Consider the following 14,805-nt stretch of genomic DNA (forward strand, 5'->3'; position numbering starts at 1 on the left):
TAGATAAAAATAAAGCCGGTAAAGCAATGCTTTACCGGCTTTTTTGTAAGTAAAAAATACTAAACCAATTTTTGTTTTGCTTTTTCTTGGTCAAGCATAGTATTCAAATAGGCCTTGGCCGGCACTGACAAAATTAATTTGTCTAACTTCTTATGTTCTTCTACTAAATTAACTTTGCGGTATTCGATACTGGTCGACAGTTGACTCAAAATAGTCGCTTCGTAAAGAAAGCCCGCCAATGGCAAACGCTTGAAAACATCGTCTAGTCGTTGCTGTTGCTCTAATTTAACTTGCATCGCTAGCACATCAGTAATCTCGGCAGGGAAGTTCCAATATTTGGCAATTAAATAGCTCAGACGACTGGCATTTTTTGCCAGTAAATTAATAAACAATTTAGAGCCTGGTTTACAATCAGGGTGAACATGAGTAAATGCTTCTGACATTAATTGATAAATAATGACGTTACCCAAGTTCGATAGTAAGCCAACTAAATAGCCCTGCCCAGCATCTTTTTTATGCTCTGACTTAGCCATTATTTGCTGTGCAATTTGACTCGTCATCAAACTGTGTTGCCAAATTTTTTGACCGTAGTACTTAAAATACAAATCAGATTGCGGAATCAGCTGGCTAATGTAGCCCCTCAAAACACCCAATGATAAGCCATTAGCGCCAAGTAACATAAAGGCATTTTTTAAATCAGTCACCGGACGGCCACTGCGGTTGTAAAGTGACGAATTGGCCAACTGAATAACCTTGGCGGCAATTGCTGGTTCGTTCTTTACAAGTTCAATCAGAATATTGGTGTCAAAATCTTCATCATTGAGGTGAGCAATGACCCTATTCAATGACGCAGGTAATACAGGTAACGACTGTAACAATGCCTTAGGGTGATTGAGCAAGGTTTGCACGCGCTTAGCAATATAGCGCGAAAGCTCGTCAGCTTGCTCGTGTTCATCAATTTGGCCAAACAACGCCCGGTAAAAGCACTTTTGAAACTGCTGTTTTGGCGAATCAATCATGCCATTGTCAGCCAATAGCTCAGTGACAGATTGGTCATCGGTTTGTTGGCTCAATGACTCCAACGACTGTTTTTCCGCTTGTATTTGCTCTTCCGTGCCTTTTTCTACTTCTTCGAAGTAATACCAATTTGGTTTTTCACTGCTTTTAATAGTGCTAAACGCACGTTTAATTAATTTACCAAACATAGACTTGGCGACGGTCGCCGACTCCCTACTACATTAAAATGAAATCAGATTTAACAAGACCTTGGTCTTGATGGTTATCAGGCTGCACGTGATTTTTACTCTTCACTCAACGAGTAACATCAAAGGACAACTTTAAGCGGCGGCGATCATATCACTTCCCCTTTGTTATTGGCAAAAATATCCTAGCGAAAATAGAACGGCTTACTTTGCGCAAAATCAAAAAAGCCGAGCAACAGCTCGGCTTTTTTTACTAATTATATTAATTAGTTATACGCGTTCAAAGATAGTTGCTACACCTTGACCTAAACCAACACACATAGTGGCAAGGCCAATGTTAACATCTTGTGCTTCCATCAAGTTGATCAGCGTCGTTGAAATACGAGTACCTGAACAGCCCAGTGGATGACCAAGGGCAATTGCACCACCGTTTAGGTTAATCATATCGTCCATCTTGTCTTCTAAGCCAAGGGCGCGAACACAAGATACCGCTTGCGCAGCAAACGCTTCGTTAAACTCAGCTAACTGGATGTCTTCTAATGACAAACCAGCGCGTTTAAGTGCTTTGTTAGTAGCTGGTACCGGACCGTAACCCATGGTTGATGGATCGCAACCTGCTGAAGCAAAACCGCGAATCTTAGCGCGAGCCGTTAAACCAAGCGCTTTAGCGCGCTCAGCAGACATTACTAACATTGCTGAAGCACCGTCAGATAAGGCCGAAGAAGTACCCGCAGTAACAGTACCGTTAACTGGATCAAATACTGGACGAAGGCCAGCTAGTGACTCAACAGTTGTTTCAGGACGAATAACTTCATCGTGTTCAATGAGGCTTAGTGCACCATCGGCATCATGACCTAATGTCGGGACAATTTCGTTAGCCCAACGACCTTCAAGCGTTGCTTTGTGAGCAAGTTGATGAGAACGCGCACCAAAAGCGTCTTGTTGTTCACGAGTAACACCGTGCTGCATACCTAAAAGTTCTGCAGTTAAACCCATGTTACCCGCAGCGCGCGCAATATGCTTGCTCAACGCAGGGTCGAAGTCTACATCGTACATCATAGGCACGTGACCCATGTGCTCAACACCACCAACCATGTAAACATCACCTTGGCCAGCCATAATAAAAGCTGCCGCTTCGTGCAATGCACTCATTGATGAACCACACAAACGGTTAACGGTAATCGCACCAACTGACTTAGGAATGTCAGTTAACAACTGAGCGTTACGCGCGATGTTGAAGCCTTGTTCTTTAGTTTGCTTAACGTTACCCCAGATAATATCTTCGATTTCTGCTGGGTCTAAGTTCGGGTTGCGAACTAACAATTCTTGCATCAAGTGTGCTGATAAAGTTTCAGCGCGAACGTTGCGAAAGACACCGGCCTTAGAGCGACCCATTGGCGTGCGTACGCAATCGACAATAACTACTTCTTTCATGATCTTCTCCTCGGCTTAAGCAGTCTTAACATCAGTAGTGAAGTAAGATTTGCCTTCGGCAGCCATCTTACGCAAACCATCAGTAACCTGATAAATTTCACCTAAGTGAGCGTATTTATCAGCCGTTGCAATAAAGTTATCTAAACCAATTGTTTCAAGATAACGAATGGCACCACCGCGGAACGGCGGGAAGCCTAAACCGTAGATTAAGCCCATGTCAGCCTCTGCAGCACTAGCCACAACGCCTTCTTCTAAACAGCGAATAACTTCGTTAACCATTGGAATCATTAAACGAGCAATGATTTCTTCACCGTCGAAATCGCGCTTGTCTGCACTTGAACTCGCCAATAACTCATAAGCAGCTTCTGCTGGAACTTTAGTTGGACGACCGCGCTTGTCTTTGCCGTAGTCGTAGAAACCTTTGCCATTTTTCTGACCATAACGCTCAGCTTTGTACAATGTGCTCACTGGGTCATTGTCAATTTTGCCCATACGCGTTGGGAAGCCAGCAGACATAACGTCAGTACAGTGATCAGCAGTATCGATACCGACAACGTCAATTAAGTAAGCTGGACCCATAGGCCAACCGAATTGCTTCTCCATGACTTTATCAACGGCAACGAAATCGGCGCCTTCTTTGATTAAATGGCTCAAGCCAGCTAGGTATGGGAACAAGACACGGTTAACATAGAAACCCGGGCAATCGTTCACTACGATTGGTGATTTGCCCATTTTCGCGGCATAGGCAACAACCGCCGCAACTGTTTCGTCTGAGGTTTCTTTACCACGGATAACTTCAACTAATGGCATTTTGTGCACTGGGTTAAAGAAGTGCATACCACAGAACTTGTCTTTGCGCTTAACGCTCTCGGCAAGTAGATCGATTGAAATCGTTGAGGTGTTAGAGGTGATAATAGTGTCTTCGCTAACGATGTCTTCAACTTCAGCGAGTACTGCGCCTTTAACTTTTGGATTTTCTACAACGGCTTCAACAATAACATCAACGTCTTTAATACTGTCGTAGCTTAGGCTTGGTGTAATGTTATTTAACACACCTGCCATTTTTGCCGGTTTCATGCGGCCGCGCTCAACTTGTTTAGTTAACAAGCCAGAAGCTGTTGTTAAGCCTAAGTCTAGTGCACTATCAGCGATGTCTTTCATGACAATCGGCGTGCCTTTGTAAGCTGACTGGTAAGCAATACCACCGCCCATGATACCGGCGCCAAGTACCGCAGCCTTGTTAATCGCTTTTGTTGCTGACTTAGTTGCTTTTTTAGCTTTGCCTTTAACCACTTGGTCGCCAAGGAATAAACCAATTTGAGCGGTTGCTGCATCGGTTTTAGCTAGGTGAGCAAACGCTTTATTCTCAAGCGCCATCGCACCAGCACGGTCTAAATTTGCCGCTGCTTCAATGGTTTTTACCATGGTCATAGGCGCTGGGTAATGTTTACCCGCTTTTGCGGCGATCATGCCTTTACAAGTGTTAAAGGTCATCACTTGCTCAGTTGGCGTAAGTTTAAGTGGCTCAAGTTTAACTTGGCGCTTAGCCTGCCAGTTCAATTTACCAGCGATGGCCGATTTCAACATATTAATTGCTGAAGCTTTTAATTGCTCAGGTGCAACAACACCATCTAAAACACCAGCGGCTAATGCTTGTTCTGGTTTGTGACTTTTACCGGTAGAAATCCACTCAACAGCGTTATCTGCACCGATTAAACGCGCTAAACGCACGGTACCACCAAAACCAGGCAACAAACCTAGTTTCACTTCTGGTAAACCAATGCTCGCTGTGGTGTCACCAACGCGGTAGTCACAGGTTAAAATCATTTCACAGCCACCGCCAAGCGCGAAGCCATTGACTGCTGCAACTTTTGGTAAATCGATATCTTCAAATTCGTCAAAAATGTCTGTTGCTGCTTTTACCCATTCAAGCAATTCAGCTTCTGGTTTAGCGAAGGTGGTTAGAAATTCAGTAATGTCTGCGCCAGCAATAAAACTAGACTTCGCAGAGTTGACCAATACACCTTTCGCATCTGGACACTCTTTAATTGCGGTAATTACTTGCTTGAATTCATGTAAAGTCGCCTGATCAAACTTATTGACTGAACCTTGAGCATCAAAACTAAACTCAACAATGCCGTCATCCAATAATTGAGCAGATAGACTGTCGCCTTTGAATAACATGTCTCGTCTCCTCCACCTTGCGGTGATTATAGTTAAAATTATTTTAAGCTGACTGAGTGTGCCTCGAAAGAAAAACGAAAGCAAGCATTTTCAAACACTCGTTTAAATCAAGTGTATAACATTCGTAACACAAGCTTTGAAAGCATAGTTCAATTTCAAAGGTCTGCTAAGCCAATATCAAAATAACTGAACAGAAAGAGATTTTTAATTATGAAAAAGTTTTTTGTCGCTTGCTTACTATTTCTCGCAAGCAGCCAAGTATTTGCCGCCAAAGCGCCTAACTTTACCTTGCAGACCCAAGATGGTCGCTCGGTTTCTCTTAGCGATTATCAAGGCAAGCCTATTGTTTTGCATTTTTGGGCAACTTGGTGTCCCTACTGTAAAAAACTGCAACCGGGCTTAGTCAAGCTTCATAAAAAATACCAAGACCAAGGCCTAGAACTGTTAGCCATTAGTTTGCGCGAAGACGAAGGTGCAAAGCCACAAGATGAACTTAAAGCCCGTGGCTACGATTTTTTAACCTTAGTAGAAGGTGAAAAAGTCGCTGAGCAATATTATGTTCAAGGTACGCCAACAACTTTTTTCATCGCTAAAGACGGTGAAGTGTTGTGGGTCACTAACCAATCAGACCCTAACAATCCAAAATTAGAAAAAGCAGTACAAGCAATTATTGCTAGCAACAAATAAATAACTCGCTATGATTAAATTGGTTGTATGAAAAAAAGATCAAAAAAAATGACAATTTTTTTCGCTCAATCAGGTCTTTATAGCCAGCTTCACAGTAGCGAAGTACGACAAACAACGTTTTAAAGCATCGGAGAAGATATGAACAAAGCAACTAAAACGCATTTATCAGGCGCAGCAATGGCATTAGCAGCTGCAACTTTAGCAGGCTGTGGCGCAACAGCTTCAACCACAGAAACAGCAAGTGCTCCAGCAGCAAGCAGCAACACAGTAGAAATGGTTCACTGTTACGACGTAAACGTTTGTAAAGGTCACAACGACTGTCAAACGGCTACTAATGCTTGTGGTGGTCAAGGTTCATGTAAAGGTACTGGTTTTGTTGGCATGCCAACTAAAGCGTGTAAAGACGTAGGCGGTACCGTATCAGACGAGTGGACAGGTCAAATCGCAACAGCTGATTTAGTTCACTGTTACGGCGTTAACGTTTGTAAAGGTCACAACGACTGTAAAACAGCAGACAACGCTTGTGCTGGCCACGCAACTTGTAAAGGTACAGGTTTCGTAGCAACTACTTCAAAATCTTGTGCAGACATCGGCGGCACAGTAGGTAAATAAGCATTTACCGCACAGGATGACACTAAGCTTTAGTGTCATCCTCTATCTTTCACCATAGTAAAAACTTCCAAAATTTCTTATCCTAGCGTTAGCTAACCGTTCATTGCATATTGCGAGTGTTCACTTTGAAAAAATTCTTAGGTTTTGGCCTTGGTCTTAGAACCAATCATTACGTTGATGTTATCGAGCAAAAACCAGATATCGACTGGTTTGAAATTATTTCTGAGAACTACATGGTTGCCGGTGGCAAACCGCGTTATTACCTCGATGCAATAAAAGAACACTATCCAATTGTGATGCACGGTGTTTCAATGTCTATTGGTTCAACTGATCCGCTCAATATGGATTATTTGAAAAAGCTTAAAACCTTAATTGCCGATGTGCAACCAGAGTGGTTTTCCGATCACTTATGCTTTACCTCGGTGGGTGGTATTAACAGCCACGACTTGTTGCCAATGCCTTATACCGAAGAGTCGCTCAACCACGTCGTCAACCGAATTAAGCAAGTTCAAGACTTTATTGGTCGACCGATGTTATTGGAAAACGTCTCTAGCTACCTGACCTACAAGACAGATGAAATGAATGAGTGGCAGTTCTATCGCGAAGTTTGCGAGCAAGCCGATTGTAAAATGTTGTTAGACATTAACAATATTTACGTCAGTGCGCGTAACCATGACTTTAATGCCATGGACTATTTGCAATCGTTAAACCCTGAGCGCATTCAACAGTTTCACTTAGCAGGTCATTCAGACTTTGGTGACTATGTCGTTGATACTCATGATCACGATGTCCCAGATCCCGTTTGGCAACTGTACCGAGAAGCACTAAAACTGTTTGGCCCAGTTAGCACTATGATTGAACGTGACGCCAATATTCCTAGCTTTGCGGACCTTGAAGCCGAACTCAATGTCGCTCGTTCTATTGCCGAGCAATGTATTCCTGATATTCGTTCACAGATTGAGGCTTAAATGAGTTCACTCGAGCAAATTCAGCAAGACTTTTTACAGTTTTTATTACACGGTAAAGGACCTCTGGCCGAGCACGTTGTTAATGATCAAGGCAACATCAATGCCGCTGAGCGAGTGTCGATTTATGGCAATGCCTATCGCGTCAGACTACAAGAAGTGGTTGAGACTGACCACGAAATGCTAGGCTTGTATTTGGGTGATGACTTGTTTGATCAGATGTTTCAAGGGTATCTGGATGCTCACCCATCCACCTTTGATTCACTGCGTCACTTTTGCCAGCACTTACCACAGTATTTAGCGACCACTGCGCCGTTTAGTGAACACCCAATTCTAACCGAGCTAGCAAGTTTTGAGCGTTTATTGTTAGCAGCTTTTGACGCGGCAGATATCAAACGAGCAACCTTGGAAGACTTGAGTGCAATACCACCTGAGCAATGGCCACAGTTACAAATTCGATTTCACCCGAGCATGCAGCTCTTTACCGAAAGCTATAACACGGTCAGTAGCTGGCAAGCATTAAAAGCTGAACGAGCACCTGAGCCAGCCACAAAGCATGCCGATGAGCAACACTGGTTGTTATGGCGTAATCACCAAAGGCTGACTGAATTTCGCTCACTTGCCGATGATGAGCGTTATATGATTGATCAATATTTAACAGGTGCCCAGTTCGCAGAAATTTGCGAAGGACTATTAACCTGGCACTCTGAACAGCAAGTACCTGTGGTCGCAGTTCAGCATTTACAAAAATGGTTACAACAAGGGCTTATTCATCAATTTTCAGTGGCTGTAGATTAGCGTATTTATCGTTTAATCGCTTGAGCTAACTATTTTAGCTTCAGTTAAATACTTGTTAACAATTCGCTCTACGCTGCCATCAGCGACACGGCGAGTTAATACTTGGTTAAAGTCATCAAACAAATGCCGACAACGAGACTGCTTGGAAAACGACATTCGAACAGAATATTGAGAGAGAGGTTGTGACAAAGCAACGATATTGTGATTTTGCTTTTGCCGCAAATAAGGCAGTGCCGAGTATTTAGCTAATATCAGATAATCTGCGCGCTTGCGATTTAACATGGTAAAGCCCTGTTTATGGCCGCTGACGTCTCTCAGTTCGAGCTTACTGCGATATGCTTCTAACTCAGCGCCTAGCGCTAGCCCTCTAGTTACAACGCCACGCTTGTTCACTAAATCACTTAGTTGAGTAAAATCGAATTGTTGGTTTTTTAAGGTAAAAATATTAAGCGCTTCACTGGCAAATTCATTGGTCATCAACCACCGTTGTGCTCGTTGCTCCGTCCAATAGTTAGCCACCAACAAATCTAATTTACCCACTGAGAGCTCTTCAGTTAAGCGACGCCAAGGAATTGGCTCTCGATATTTTATATCAATATTCAAATCGCGAAATACAAGCTCTGTAACTTCATAACCGATACCGACTTGTTTACCTTGTTGGTCGAGAAAGGCATAGGGAAACCAAGTTTGAGCGCCACCAACGAGTAGCTGCCGGCATTGATTAGGGTTGTTCGTTGACAACTCTGTACTGGTGAGTTGATCGTCCTTGTTAAGGCCAGAATTTAAAACCTTGGCATAAGCGCTTCCCAGCAAACAACACTGTATAACAATTAAAAATATAATGACTAAGCGCACGTAAATAACTATTTGTTGCAAACAAGCAGGTCGCCCATCATACCGCTATCGTGGTAAGCTTGCTAGCATTTGAAATTAGACCTCGCTGACCATGCTAAATCAATATCGCAAGCCCGAACACCTATTACTAGCAATGGCATTTATCATGCCTTTAGTGTTCTCTATTTGGATGGTACTGCTGAACAATTTTGTTGTCGAAAAAGCGGCGTTTACCGGTAAAGAAATTGGTATTTTACAAAGTTTAAGAGAAGTACCGGGCTTTTTAGCATTTACCGCTATCTATGTTTTGCTGTTTATTAAAGAGCAAAAACTCGCACTATTATCACTGGCACTCACTGCCGTTGGCGTTTTATTAACGGGTTATTTTCCAAGTACCTTAGGCCTTTACATCACCACAATTATTATGTCTGTTGGCTTTCATTACTTCGAAACCGTCAGCCAGTCTTTAACCTTACAGTGGATAGACAAAGATAACAGTGCGCATTTTTTAGGACGAATGTTATCGGTCAAGTCTATAGCCTCGTTATTGGCGTTTAGTAGTGTTTGGCTGTTAATGGATCAACTGAGTTGGAGCTATCAAGCGACATATACTCTATTTGGCGGTTTGGCGCTGGTTTTAGTCTTTTTGCTAGCAGCCCACTTTAAGTCATTCGCACCGCAGCACGAACAAACCAAAAAACTGATCATTAGAAAGCAATACTGGTTATTTTATGCGTTAACCTTTTTCAGCGGTGCCAGAAGGCAAATATTTGTCGTTTTTGCTGGCTTTCTAATGGTCGAAAAATTTGGTTATAGTGTTGCCGATGTCAGTGCATTATTTTTAATTAACTATGTCTTTAATTGGCTATTTGCCGCCAAAATTGGCAAAGTAATCGGCCGTATTGGTGAACGGAAAACCTTGGTTATTGAATACGTGGGTTTAATTGCCGTTTTCATCAGTTATGGTCTGGTTGAAAATGGCACTATTGCAGCCGTGCTCTATGTTGTTGACCACTTGTTTTTTGCCCTCGCTATTGCGATAAAAACCTACTTTCAAAAAATCGCCGCGCCAGAAGATATTGCCGCAACAGCTGGTGTTAGTTTCTCCATCAACCACATCGCCGCAGTTGTGATTCCTGCATTACTTGGCTTAGTTTGGTTAATTGATCACAGTTTAGTATTCTTTGTTGGGGCAGGTTTTGCGGCGTGCTCTCTAGCACTTGCTTACTTGGTGCCGCAAGCACCACGACAAGGACATGAATGGCGTTTCAAAGATGACAGTGTAGAACAAGCCGCTAACTAAAGCGGCTAATTAAAGCTCTCAATTCGGATACATTATTGTTGTTTAAGAAAGGCGAAAAACTCTTCACTCGGCATTGGTTTAGCGTAGTAAAAGCCTTGAACTTCATCACAACCTTGAGCAATTAAATGTTCTTGTTGCTCAAGATTCTCAATCCCTTCCGCGATAACTTTTAAGTGCATTTGCTTACCTAGGTTGATGATTGTATCGGCAATAACAGTATTGCCTGAATCATTGATGTCGTTAACAAATGCGCGGTCCACTTTAAGTCGGTCAAGCGGCAATTTTTGCAAATAACTCAAAGATGAATAGCCCGTACCAAAATCATCAAGAGCAATGCTAATCCCTTCTTGTTTTAGTTCAACCAAGGCCGCTACAATGGCCTTTGGATCATCCATTAAAATGCTTTCAGTAATCTCCAACTCTAGACGGCTAGGATTTATATCTGCTTGCTTAGTCGCATTAATAATACTTTCTGCAAAGCCCTCTCGCCTAAATTGCGGAATTGAAACGTTGACTGAAATACTAATATCGTCAAAGCCTTGTTGATCAAGTGCTCTTATTTGCTGACAAGCCTGCTTTACCACCCAGTCACCGATATCTAGAATTAACCCTGAGTACTCAGCGAGAGGAATAAAAACACCGGGAGAAACAAAACTGCCATCGGCAGTTTGCCAACGCAGCAGAGCCTCAGCACCAATCACTTTGCCAGTAGTCAAACTCAGCTGTGGCTGATACCACAACGCCAAGCGATTATCAGCGAAATCGGTTCTAAGCTGGCGAATCATTCGCAAACGCCACTGAGTTTGCTCTTCCATCTCGGGGCTGTAATAGGCGTGACTAACAAGGCGGTCTTTCTTCGCCAAGTTTAGTGCGATATTAATTTGGTTAAGCACGTTAACACCGCGACTGCCAGCGTTATCTACTGTACAAAAACCAAAACAAGCATTGATAGGTAAATTGTGATCACCTGCAGCAAACGGTTGGTTGAACAACAAACTCAACGTCTCAGGGTTAATCACTTCTTTCGAGCCAATTAAGCCAAAAACGTCAGCACCAACTCGGGCAATTTTACAACCAGGGCAAATACCAGAAAGGCGCTGGCTAACGGCATTTAACAGCAAGTTACCAACCTCTTGACCCAACCCTTCGTTGACGTCACTAAAGTGGTTAATATCAACAAGAGCTGCGACTAAATTTTGATCTTGGCTACTGGCGAAGTCGTCGAGTAAATTAACAAACTGCGCTCTATTGGGCAGGTCTGTTAACCAGTCTTTATAGGCTGCATCAGTCAGTTTTTGAAATAGGTGAACATTCTCATAACCCACTGAGATATTGGTGAGAAAAACTTCGATAAGCTGCTGCTGAACAGCACTGAGCTCTTGTTGAAGTGTAAAACAAATAACTGCTTTACGGGCACCACTGCTGAGAAAAAAAGCAGCGTGCTCTTGATTAATAATATGCTTTTTTTGACTAAACGCTTGGTTGGCCAACACGACCATTTCATCATCGCGCATAGTCTCAAGCTTCTGACCAACCAACACACCCGACAAACCGAGTTGACCGAAAGTGTACAAGCTCAAATCGTCAGCATCGGCTACTTTACCTTGGCCACGCGCGCAAAAAACTGCTTGCTCAATATTGCCAAGTAAGTTACTGAGCTGAGCCAATACTTGTTCGGCGTAGTCTTGAATTGAATAGCACTCAAATAACTCAGTTGCAGCGCTAACAATAGTCTCCAGGCCTTGCCTATTTTCATTTACTGTCGCAATCTGCTGATAAGAGCGAATGGCTGCATAAACCGTGGTAACTAACTTTCTGCGAGTCAGTTCAGTCTTAGTTTTGTAGTCATTAATATCGTAGTCTTTAATGACACTCTCTTCTGGCGCGTAACCTGGCTGACCAGTACGCAAGACAATACGAGTATCTTGGCGACTGAGCTGCTCTCTAATATAACGCACGACTTGCAAACCGGCGTCATCACTTTCCATCACGACATCAAGTAGCACTAACACAATATCGTCATGTTCAGCTAACATTTCACGGGCTTGTTCACCCGAATAGGCATGAATATATTCTAGTTTTCGGCCAAGAACGACCAAATCTGACAATGCTAATTGAGTGACCGCGTGAATTTCCGGGTCGTCATCAACAATCAATACCTTCCAATAGCTATCAGAGCCTTGGCTTAAAATCTCCTCATCATCGCTGTCATCGATAAACAAGAAATCATCATTAATATTTTCAGGTGATTGCATAGAGTCCTCAATTAACTAACAAACTGCGTTAGCTAAACCCAAGATAAAATAACTGGATCCATTTTTGTCGCTACATAATAAGAGGCAATTGTTCATTATTCAAGCCAACTCACCGAAACCTTGTCCAAAAATGCAAAAATGGATTTCCATCAACAAAATTAGTATATACAGCTAGGACTTAATCGCTAAATACCATGAAAAAAATAGCCTGATTAACTCGATAAAGTAGTCGATATTTGAGTTAACTTCGGTATCAATATAACATTAAAGTTATAATCAAAAATTAATAATTGCAACTAGCTAGTAACGCGCTTATGACAAAAGTTATTACGACAAAAGCAGAACAAGCCAATGCTAAACCGAATACCAAGAGCAATACTGGTTCGGCTCATAGTCAGTTGATCACTCTCGCTCAAGGTTTCGTTCTCGATGCTAAGTTGCTACCCGGCAATCAACAAATGCCGATTGAAGATCGACATCACAAGCGCGAACGCGTATTAGCATTACGCAAACAGCAAAACCTTGAAGTGATTGTTGAAAAAGCACTGAATTATTGCGACCAAGAAAACACCAGCCACAAACCAGATCAAGACTGGTTTGCTCATTTCAGTAGTCTCGCTGAAAATGTCAGTAACTCCACCATGCAAGGACTGTGGGCAAAGATTTTAGCGTCAGAATTGAATAAACCCGGTTCATTCTCGCTTAAAACCTTGAGAACATTTCGTTTGCTGAGTATTCAAGACGCGAAATTGTTTGCCAAAGCATGTGCCCTAGCAGTGCGCGACAACCAAAAGAAAAACTGGCGTATTATTACTGGCTGCTATCAACAAGCTAATTTGATCAACTTTATAACAGGTAATCGTCAGCAGTGTCTTGATCTCAGTCAATTCGGCTTGAGCTACACTGATATTCTGACCTTAGCAGACAACCACTTGCTATTTGAACAGGAAACAGAATCGGGTTGCTTTGCCAAAGGTCAACAAAGTCACTTTATATACAACGGCCAATCATTGACCTTAACCACTAAAAAAAATAACAGTATTTTAAGCTTCTACAAGTTCACCCCAACGGGGACTGAACTGGCGCAACTGATAAATGATAATCCCGATAGTGACTTTATTAGCTACCTAAAAAAACAGCTTAACAGTCACTTTAACTGTTAAGCTGCTATTGTCGAGACGGGTTAAGTTTTCAATCATTCATGAGTTGGATAACCAAATAACGCATGTCGGCGCTCAGCCCAGTTGTTCGCTTGCTTGAATTTGCGATAAATATGCTGCCATTGATGAAAATTAATGGTGATAGGGTTATTAGTCTGAATTTGACCCACAATACCAAACTTGCACGGCACGCTTTCTTTCTCCTCAACATAAGTGCCAAAGATTTTGTCCCAGATAATCAGCACACCGGCAAAATTTTTATCGATATACTCTTTATTAGTGGCGTGATGAACTCTGTGATGAGATGGTGTATTAAACACCTTTTCGATGAAGCCGAGCTTACCAACAACTTGAGTATGAACAAAAAACTGAAATGCTAAATTGATAGCAACAATGGCAAATACCATAGTCGGTTGATAACCCAAAAAAATCATGGGTAACCAAAAGATCCACATGCCAGCTATCGGATACATAATGCTTTGGCGCAATGCGGTTGAAAAATTCATTTTGGTTGAGCTGTGGTGAACCACATGAGCAGCCCAAAACCAGTGAATAAAATGAGATGCTCGATGGAACCAATAATATAAAAAGTCTTGCAAGATAAAGGCGCCAAATAACGTCCAGCCAGTAAACGGAATGTCGAACAGACTAAACTGATGCAGCCAAACAAAAAACGGCATTAGTAACAGTAAGATTAAGCCGTCACTCAATTGATGACTGAGCGCTAACACAACATTGGCCGCGCTGTCCTTAATATCGTAAAACTTTCTAAACTTAATAAATTCAGTCACGATAAAAATGGCAAATATCGGGCTCAACGCAATTAAAATTAACTCTACACTCATAAATACAACCTTGCTAACTTGTTAACGGCTTTTTCAATGTCTCGACCAATGAAAAACTGCAGTAAACTATCGGGTAAAAACCAAGGGCCGGTGCCCGAGATGTGGTAATCAACCATCGTTGTTGTTGGTGTTACCTCAGTAAACAAAATTTTACCTGCGTGTTGCTTAAGAGGCTTACTGCCAACAATGCGATAACAAATACCACTGTCGCTGGCTGAGACAATTTCTTCAATAAAGCTAGTACCCAACATTGAAACCTGACGCATACTGCCAGCACCGCCGGTAATTTCTCCTGCTTTTTGAGTGCGCACTAACTCAAACTTAGCATTAAAAAAACGCGATAAATTAACGTGATCAAGCAGCTCAGCTAAAAGCTGGCTTTTGCTAGCGTCAATTTGCTGTTTAACGTGAATATTGATCATCAATACCAAACCTATTATTTTTCTAGCCTACTATCTTAATCGTTTGGCCTATGGCAAACTTGCGGTAAAACGACAACTTTTTGTCCTGGCGCGACATATTTATC

At 42.3% G+C, this 14,805-nt stretch carries 13 protein-coding genes; 6 read left to right on the forward strand and 7 right to left on the reverse strand.

The genetic code is table 11. The features are described 5' to 3' along the window. Positions 1–59 precede the first annotated feature (59 nt). The 3 genes from J7384_RS04925 to fadB all read right to left on the reverse strand — a co-directional run bounded on the left by J7384_RS04925 (position 60) and on the right by fadB (position 4,820). On the reverse strand, positions 60–1,205 hold the full coding sequence (locus J7384_RS04925; protein WP_209111755.1) for an HDOD domain-containing protein: 1,146 nt from the start codon (positions 1,203–1,205) through the stop codon (positions 60–62). A 267-nt stretch (positions 1,206–1,472) separates the two neighbouring features. Further along, entirely contained in the window at positions 1,473–2,636 is a 1,164-nt protein-coding gene (fadA, locus tag J7384_RS04930) for an acetyl-CoA C-acyltransferase FadA (protein ID WP_209111756.1), read from the reverse strand. A gap of 15 nt (positions 2,637–2,651) precedes the next feature. Continuing rightward, positions 2,652–4,820 (reverse strand): fatty acid oxidation complex subunit alpha FadB, encoded by a 2,169-nt coding sequence (fadB, locus tag J7384_RS04935; RefSeq protein WP_209111757.1) that lies wholly within the window; start codon positions 4,818–4,820, stop codon positions 2,652–2,654. Between the two features lie 210 nt (positions 4,821–5,030). Here fadB and J7384_RS04940 point away from each other — a divergent pair, with 210 nt between their 5' ends. The 4 genes from J7384_RS04940 (at position 5,031) to J7384_RS04955 (ending at position 7,882) form a co-directional block, all read left to right on the forward strand. Continuing rightward, positions 5,031–5,507 carry a TlpA disulfide reductase family protein gene (locus J7384_RS04940; protein ID WP_209111758.1) on the forward strand — a complete coding sequence of 159 codons (477 nt, stop codon included), beginning with the start codon at positions 5,031–5,033 and terminating at the stop codon, positions 5,505–5,507. Positions 5,508–5,645: 138 nt separating this feature from the next. Beyond that, positions 5,646–6,119, forward strand: coding sequence for a hypothetical protein (locus J7384_RS04945; RefSeq protein WP_209111759.1), 474 nt, complete (start codon positions 5,646–5,648; stop codon positions 6,117–6,119). Between the two features lie 125 nt (positions 6,120–6,244). Beyond that, positions 6,245–7,087, forward strand: a complete 843-nt coding sequence (locus tag J7384_RS04950; RefSeq protein WP_247741625.1) for a DUF692 domain-containing protein — start codon at positions 6,245–6,247, stop codon at positions 7,085–7,087. After that, entirely contained in the window at positions 7,088–7,882 is a 795-nt protein-coding gene (locus J7384_RS04955) for a DNA-binding domain-containing protein (RefSeq protein WP_209111761.1), read from the forward strand. A gap of 12 nt (positions 7,883–7,894) precedes the next feature. On the opposite strand, the gene J7384_RS04960 is transcribed toward J7384_RS04955, so the two are convergent. Further along, entirely contained in the window at positions 7,895–8,695 is an 801-nt protein-coding gene (locus tag J7384_RS04960; RefSeq protein ID WP_209111762.1) for a transporter substrate-binding domain-containing protein, read from the reverse strand. Positions 8,696–8,828: 133 nt separating this feature from the next. Between J7384_RS04960 and J7384_RS04965 the strand changes: the two genes are divergently transcribed. Further along, positions 8,829–10,019, forward strand: a complete 1,191-nt coding sequence (locus tag J7384_RS04965) for an MFS transporter (protein ID WP_209111763.1) — start codon at positions 8,829–8,831, stop codon at positions 10,017–10,019. A 32-nt stretch (positions 10,020–10,051) separates the two neighbouring features. On the opposite strand, the gene J7384_RS04970 is transcribed toward J7384_RS04965, so the two are convergent. Next, on the reverse strand, positions 10,052–12,274 hold the full coding sequence (locus J7384_RS04970) for an EAL domain-containing protein (RefSeq protein WP_209111764.1): 2,223 nt from the start codon (positions 12,272–12,274) through the stop codon (positions 10,052–10,054). A gap of 314 nt (positions 12,275–12,588) precedes the next feature. On the opposite strand from J7384_RS04970, the gene J7384_RS04975 reads away from it, so the two are divergent. Next, positions 12,589–13,437: a TIGR03899 family protein gene (locus J7384_RS04975; RefSeq protein WP_209111765.1), complete on the forward strand. Its 849-nt coding sequence runs from the start codon at positions 12,589–12,591 to the stop codon at positions 13,435–13,437. Positions 13,438–13,469: 32 nt separating this feature from the next. Here the strand turns inward: J7384_RS04975 and J7384_RS04980 are convergent, their stop codons facing one another. Together J7384_RS04980 and J7384_RS04985 are read right to left on the reverse strand one after the other, a co-directional pair. Further along, positions 13,470–14,279, reverse strand: a complete 810-nt coding sequence (locus J7384_RS04980) for a sterol desaturase family protein (protein WP_209111766.1) — start codon at positions 14,277–14,279, stop codon at positions 13,470–13,472. Beyond that, the gene (locus tag J7384_RS04985; protein ID WP_209111767.1) at positions 14,276–14,701 is read right to left on the reverse strand and encodes an SRPBCC family protein; all 426 of its coding nucleotides are present in this window, start codon (positions 14,699–14,701) and stop codon (positions 14,276–14,278) included. Before J7384_RS04985 ends, J7384_RS04980 begins: the two co-directional genes overlap by 4 nt. Between the last annotated feature and the right edge of the window lie 104 nt (positions 14,702–14,805).

Origin of the sequence: Endozoicomonas sp. G2_1 (assembly GCF_017744155.1) — a bacterium.
GTDB lineage: Bacteria > Pseudomonadota > Gammaproteobacteria > Enterobacterales > Alteromonadaceae > JAGHQT01.

What these genes read in the sequence shown, in the direction of transcription:
- J7384_RS04955 (WP_209111761.1), top strand. Translation starts at nt 7,088, where the DNA reads ATGAGTTCACTCGAGCAAATTCAGCAAGACTTTTTACAGTTTTTATTA.
- J7384_RS04985 (WP_209111767.1), bottom strand. Translation starts at nt 14,701, where the DNA reads ATGATCAATATTCACGTTAAACAGCAAATTGACGCTAGCAAAAGCCAG.
- J7384_RS04975 (WP_209111765.1), top strand. Translation starts at nt 12,589, where the DNA reads ATGACAAAAGTTATTACGACAAAAGCAGAACAAGCCAATGCTAAACCG.
- fadB (WP_209111757.1), bottom strand. Translation starts at nt 4,820, where the DNA reads ATGTTATTCAAAGGCGACAGTCTATCTGCTCAATTATTGGATGACGGC.
- J7384_RS04945 (WP_209111759.1), top strand. Translation starts at nt 5,646, where the DNA reads ATGAACAAAGCAACTAAAACGCATTTATCAGGCGCAGCAATGGCATTA.
- J7384_RS04970 (WP_209111764.1), bottom strand. Translation starts at nt 12,274, where the DNA reads ATGCAATCACCTGAAAATATTAATGATGATTTCTTGTTTATCGATGAC.
- fadA (WP_209111756.1), bottom strand. Translation starts at nt 2,636, where the DNA reads ATGAAAGAAGTAGTTATTGTCGATTGCGTACGCACGCCAATGGGTCGC.
- J7384_RS04940 (WP_209111758.1), top strand. Translation starts at nt 5,031, where the DNA reads ATGAAAAAGTTTTTTGTCGCTTGCTTACTATTTCTCGCAAGCAGCCAA.
- J7384_RS04965 (WP_209111763.1), top strand. Translation starts at nt 8,829, where the DNA reads ATGCTAAATCAATATCGCAAGCCCGAACACCTATTACTAGCAATGGCA.
- J7384_RS04980 (WP_209111766.1), bottom strand. Translation starts at nt 14,279, where the DNA reads ATGAGTGTAGAGTTAATTTTAATTGCGTTGAGCCCGATATTTGCCATT.
- J7384_RS04925 (WP_209111755.1), bottom strand. Translation starts at nt 1,205, where the DNA reads ATGTTTGGTAAATTAATTAAACGTGCGTTTAGCACTATTAAAAGCAGT.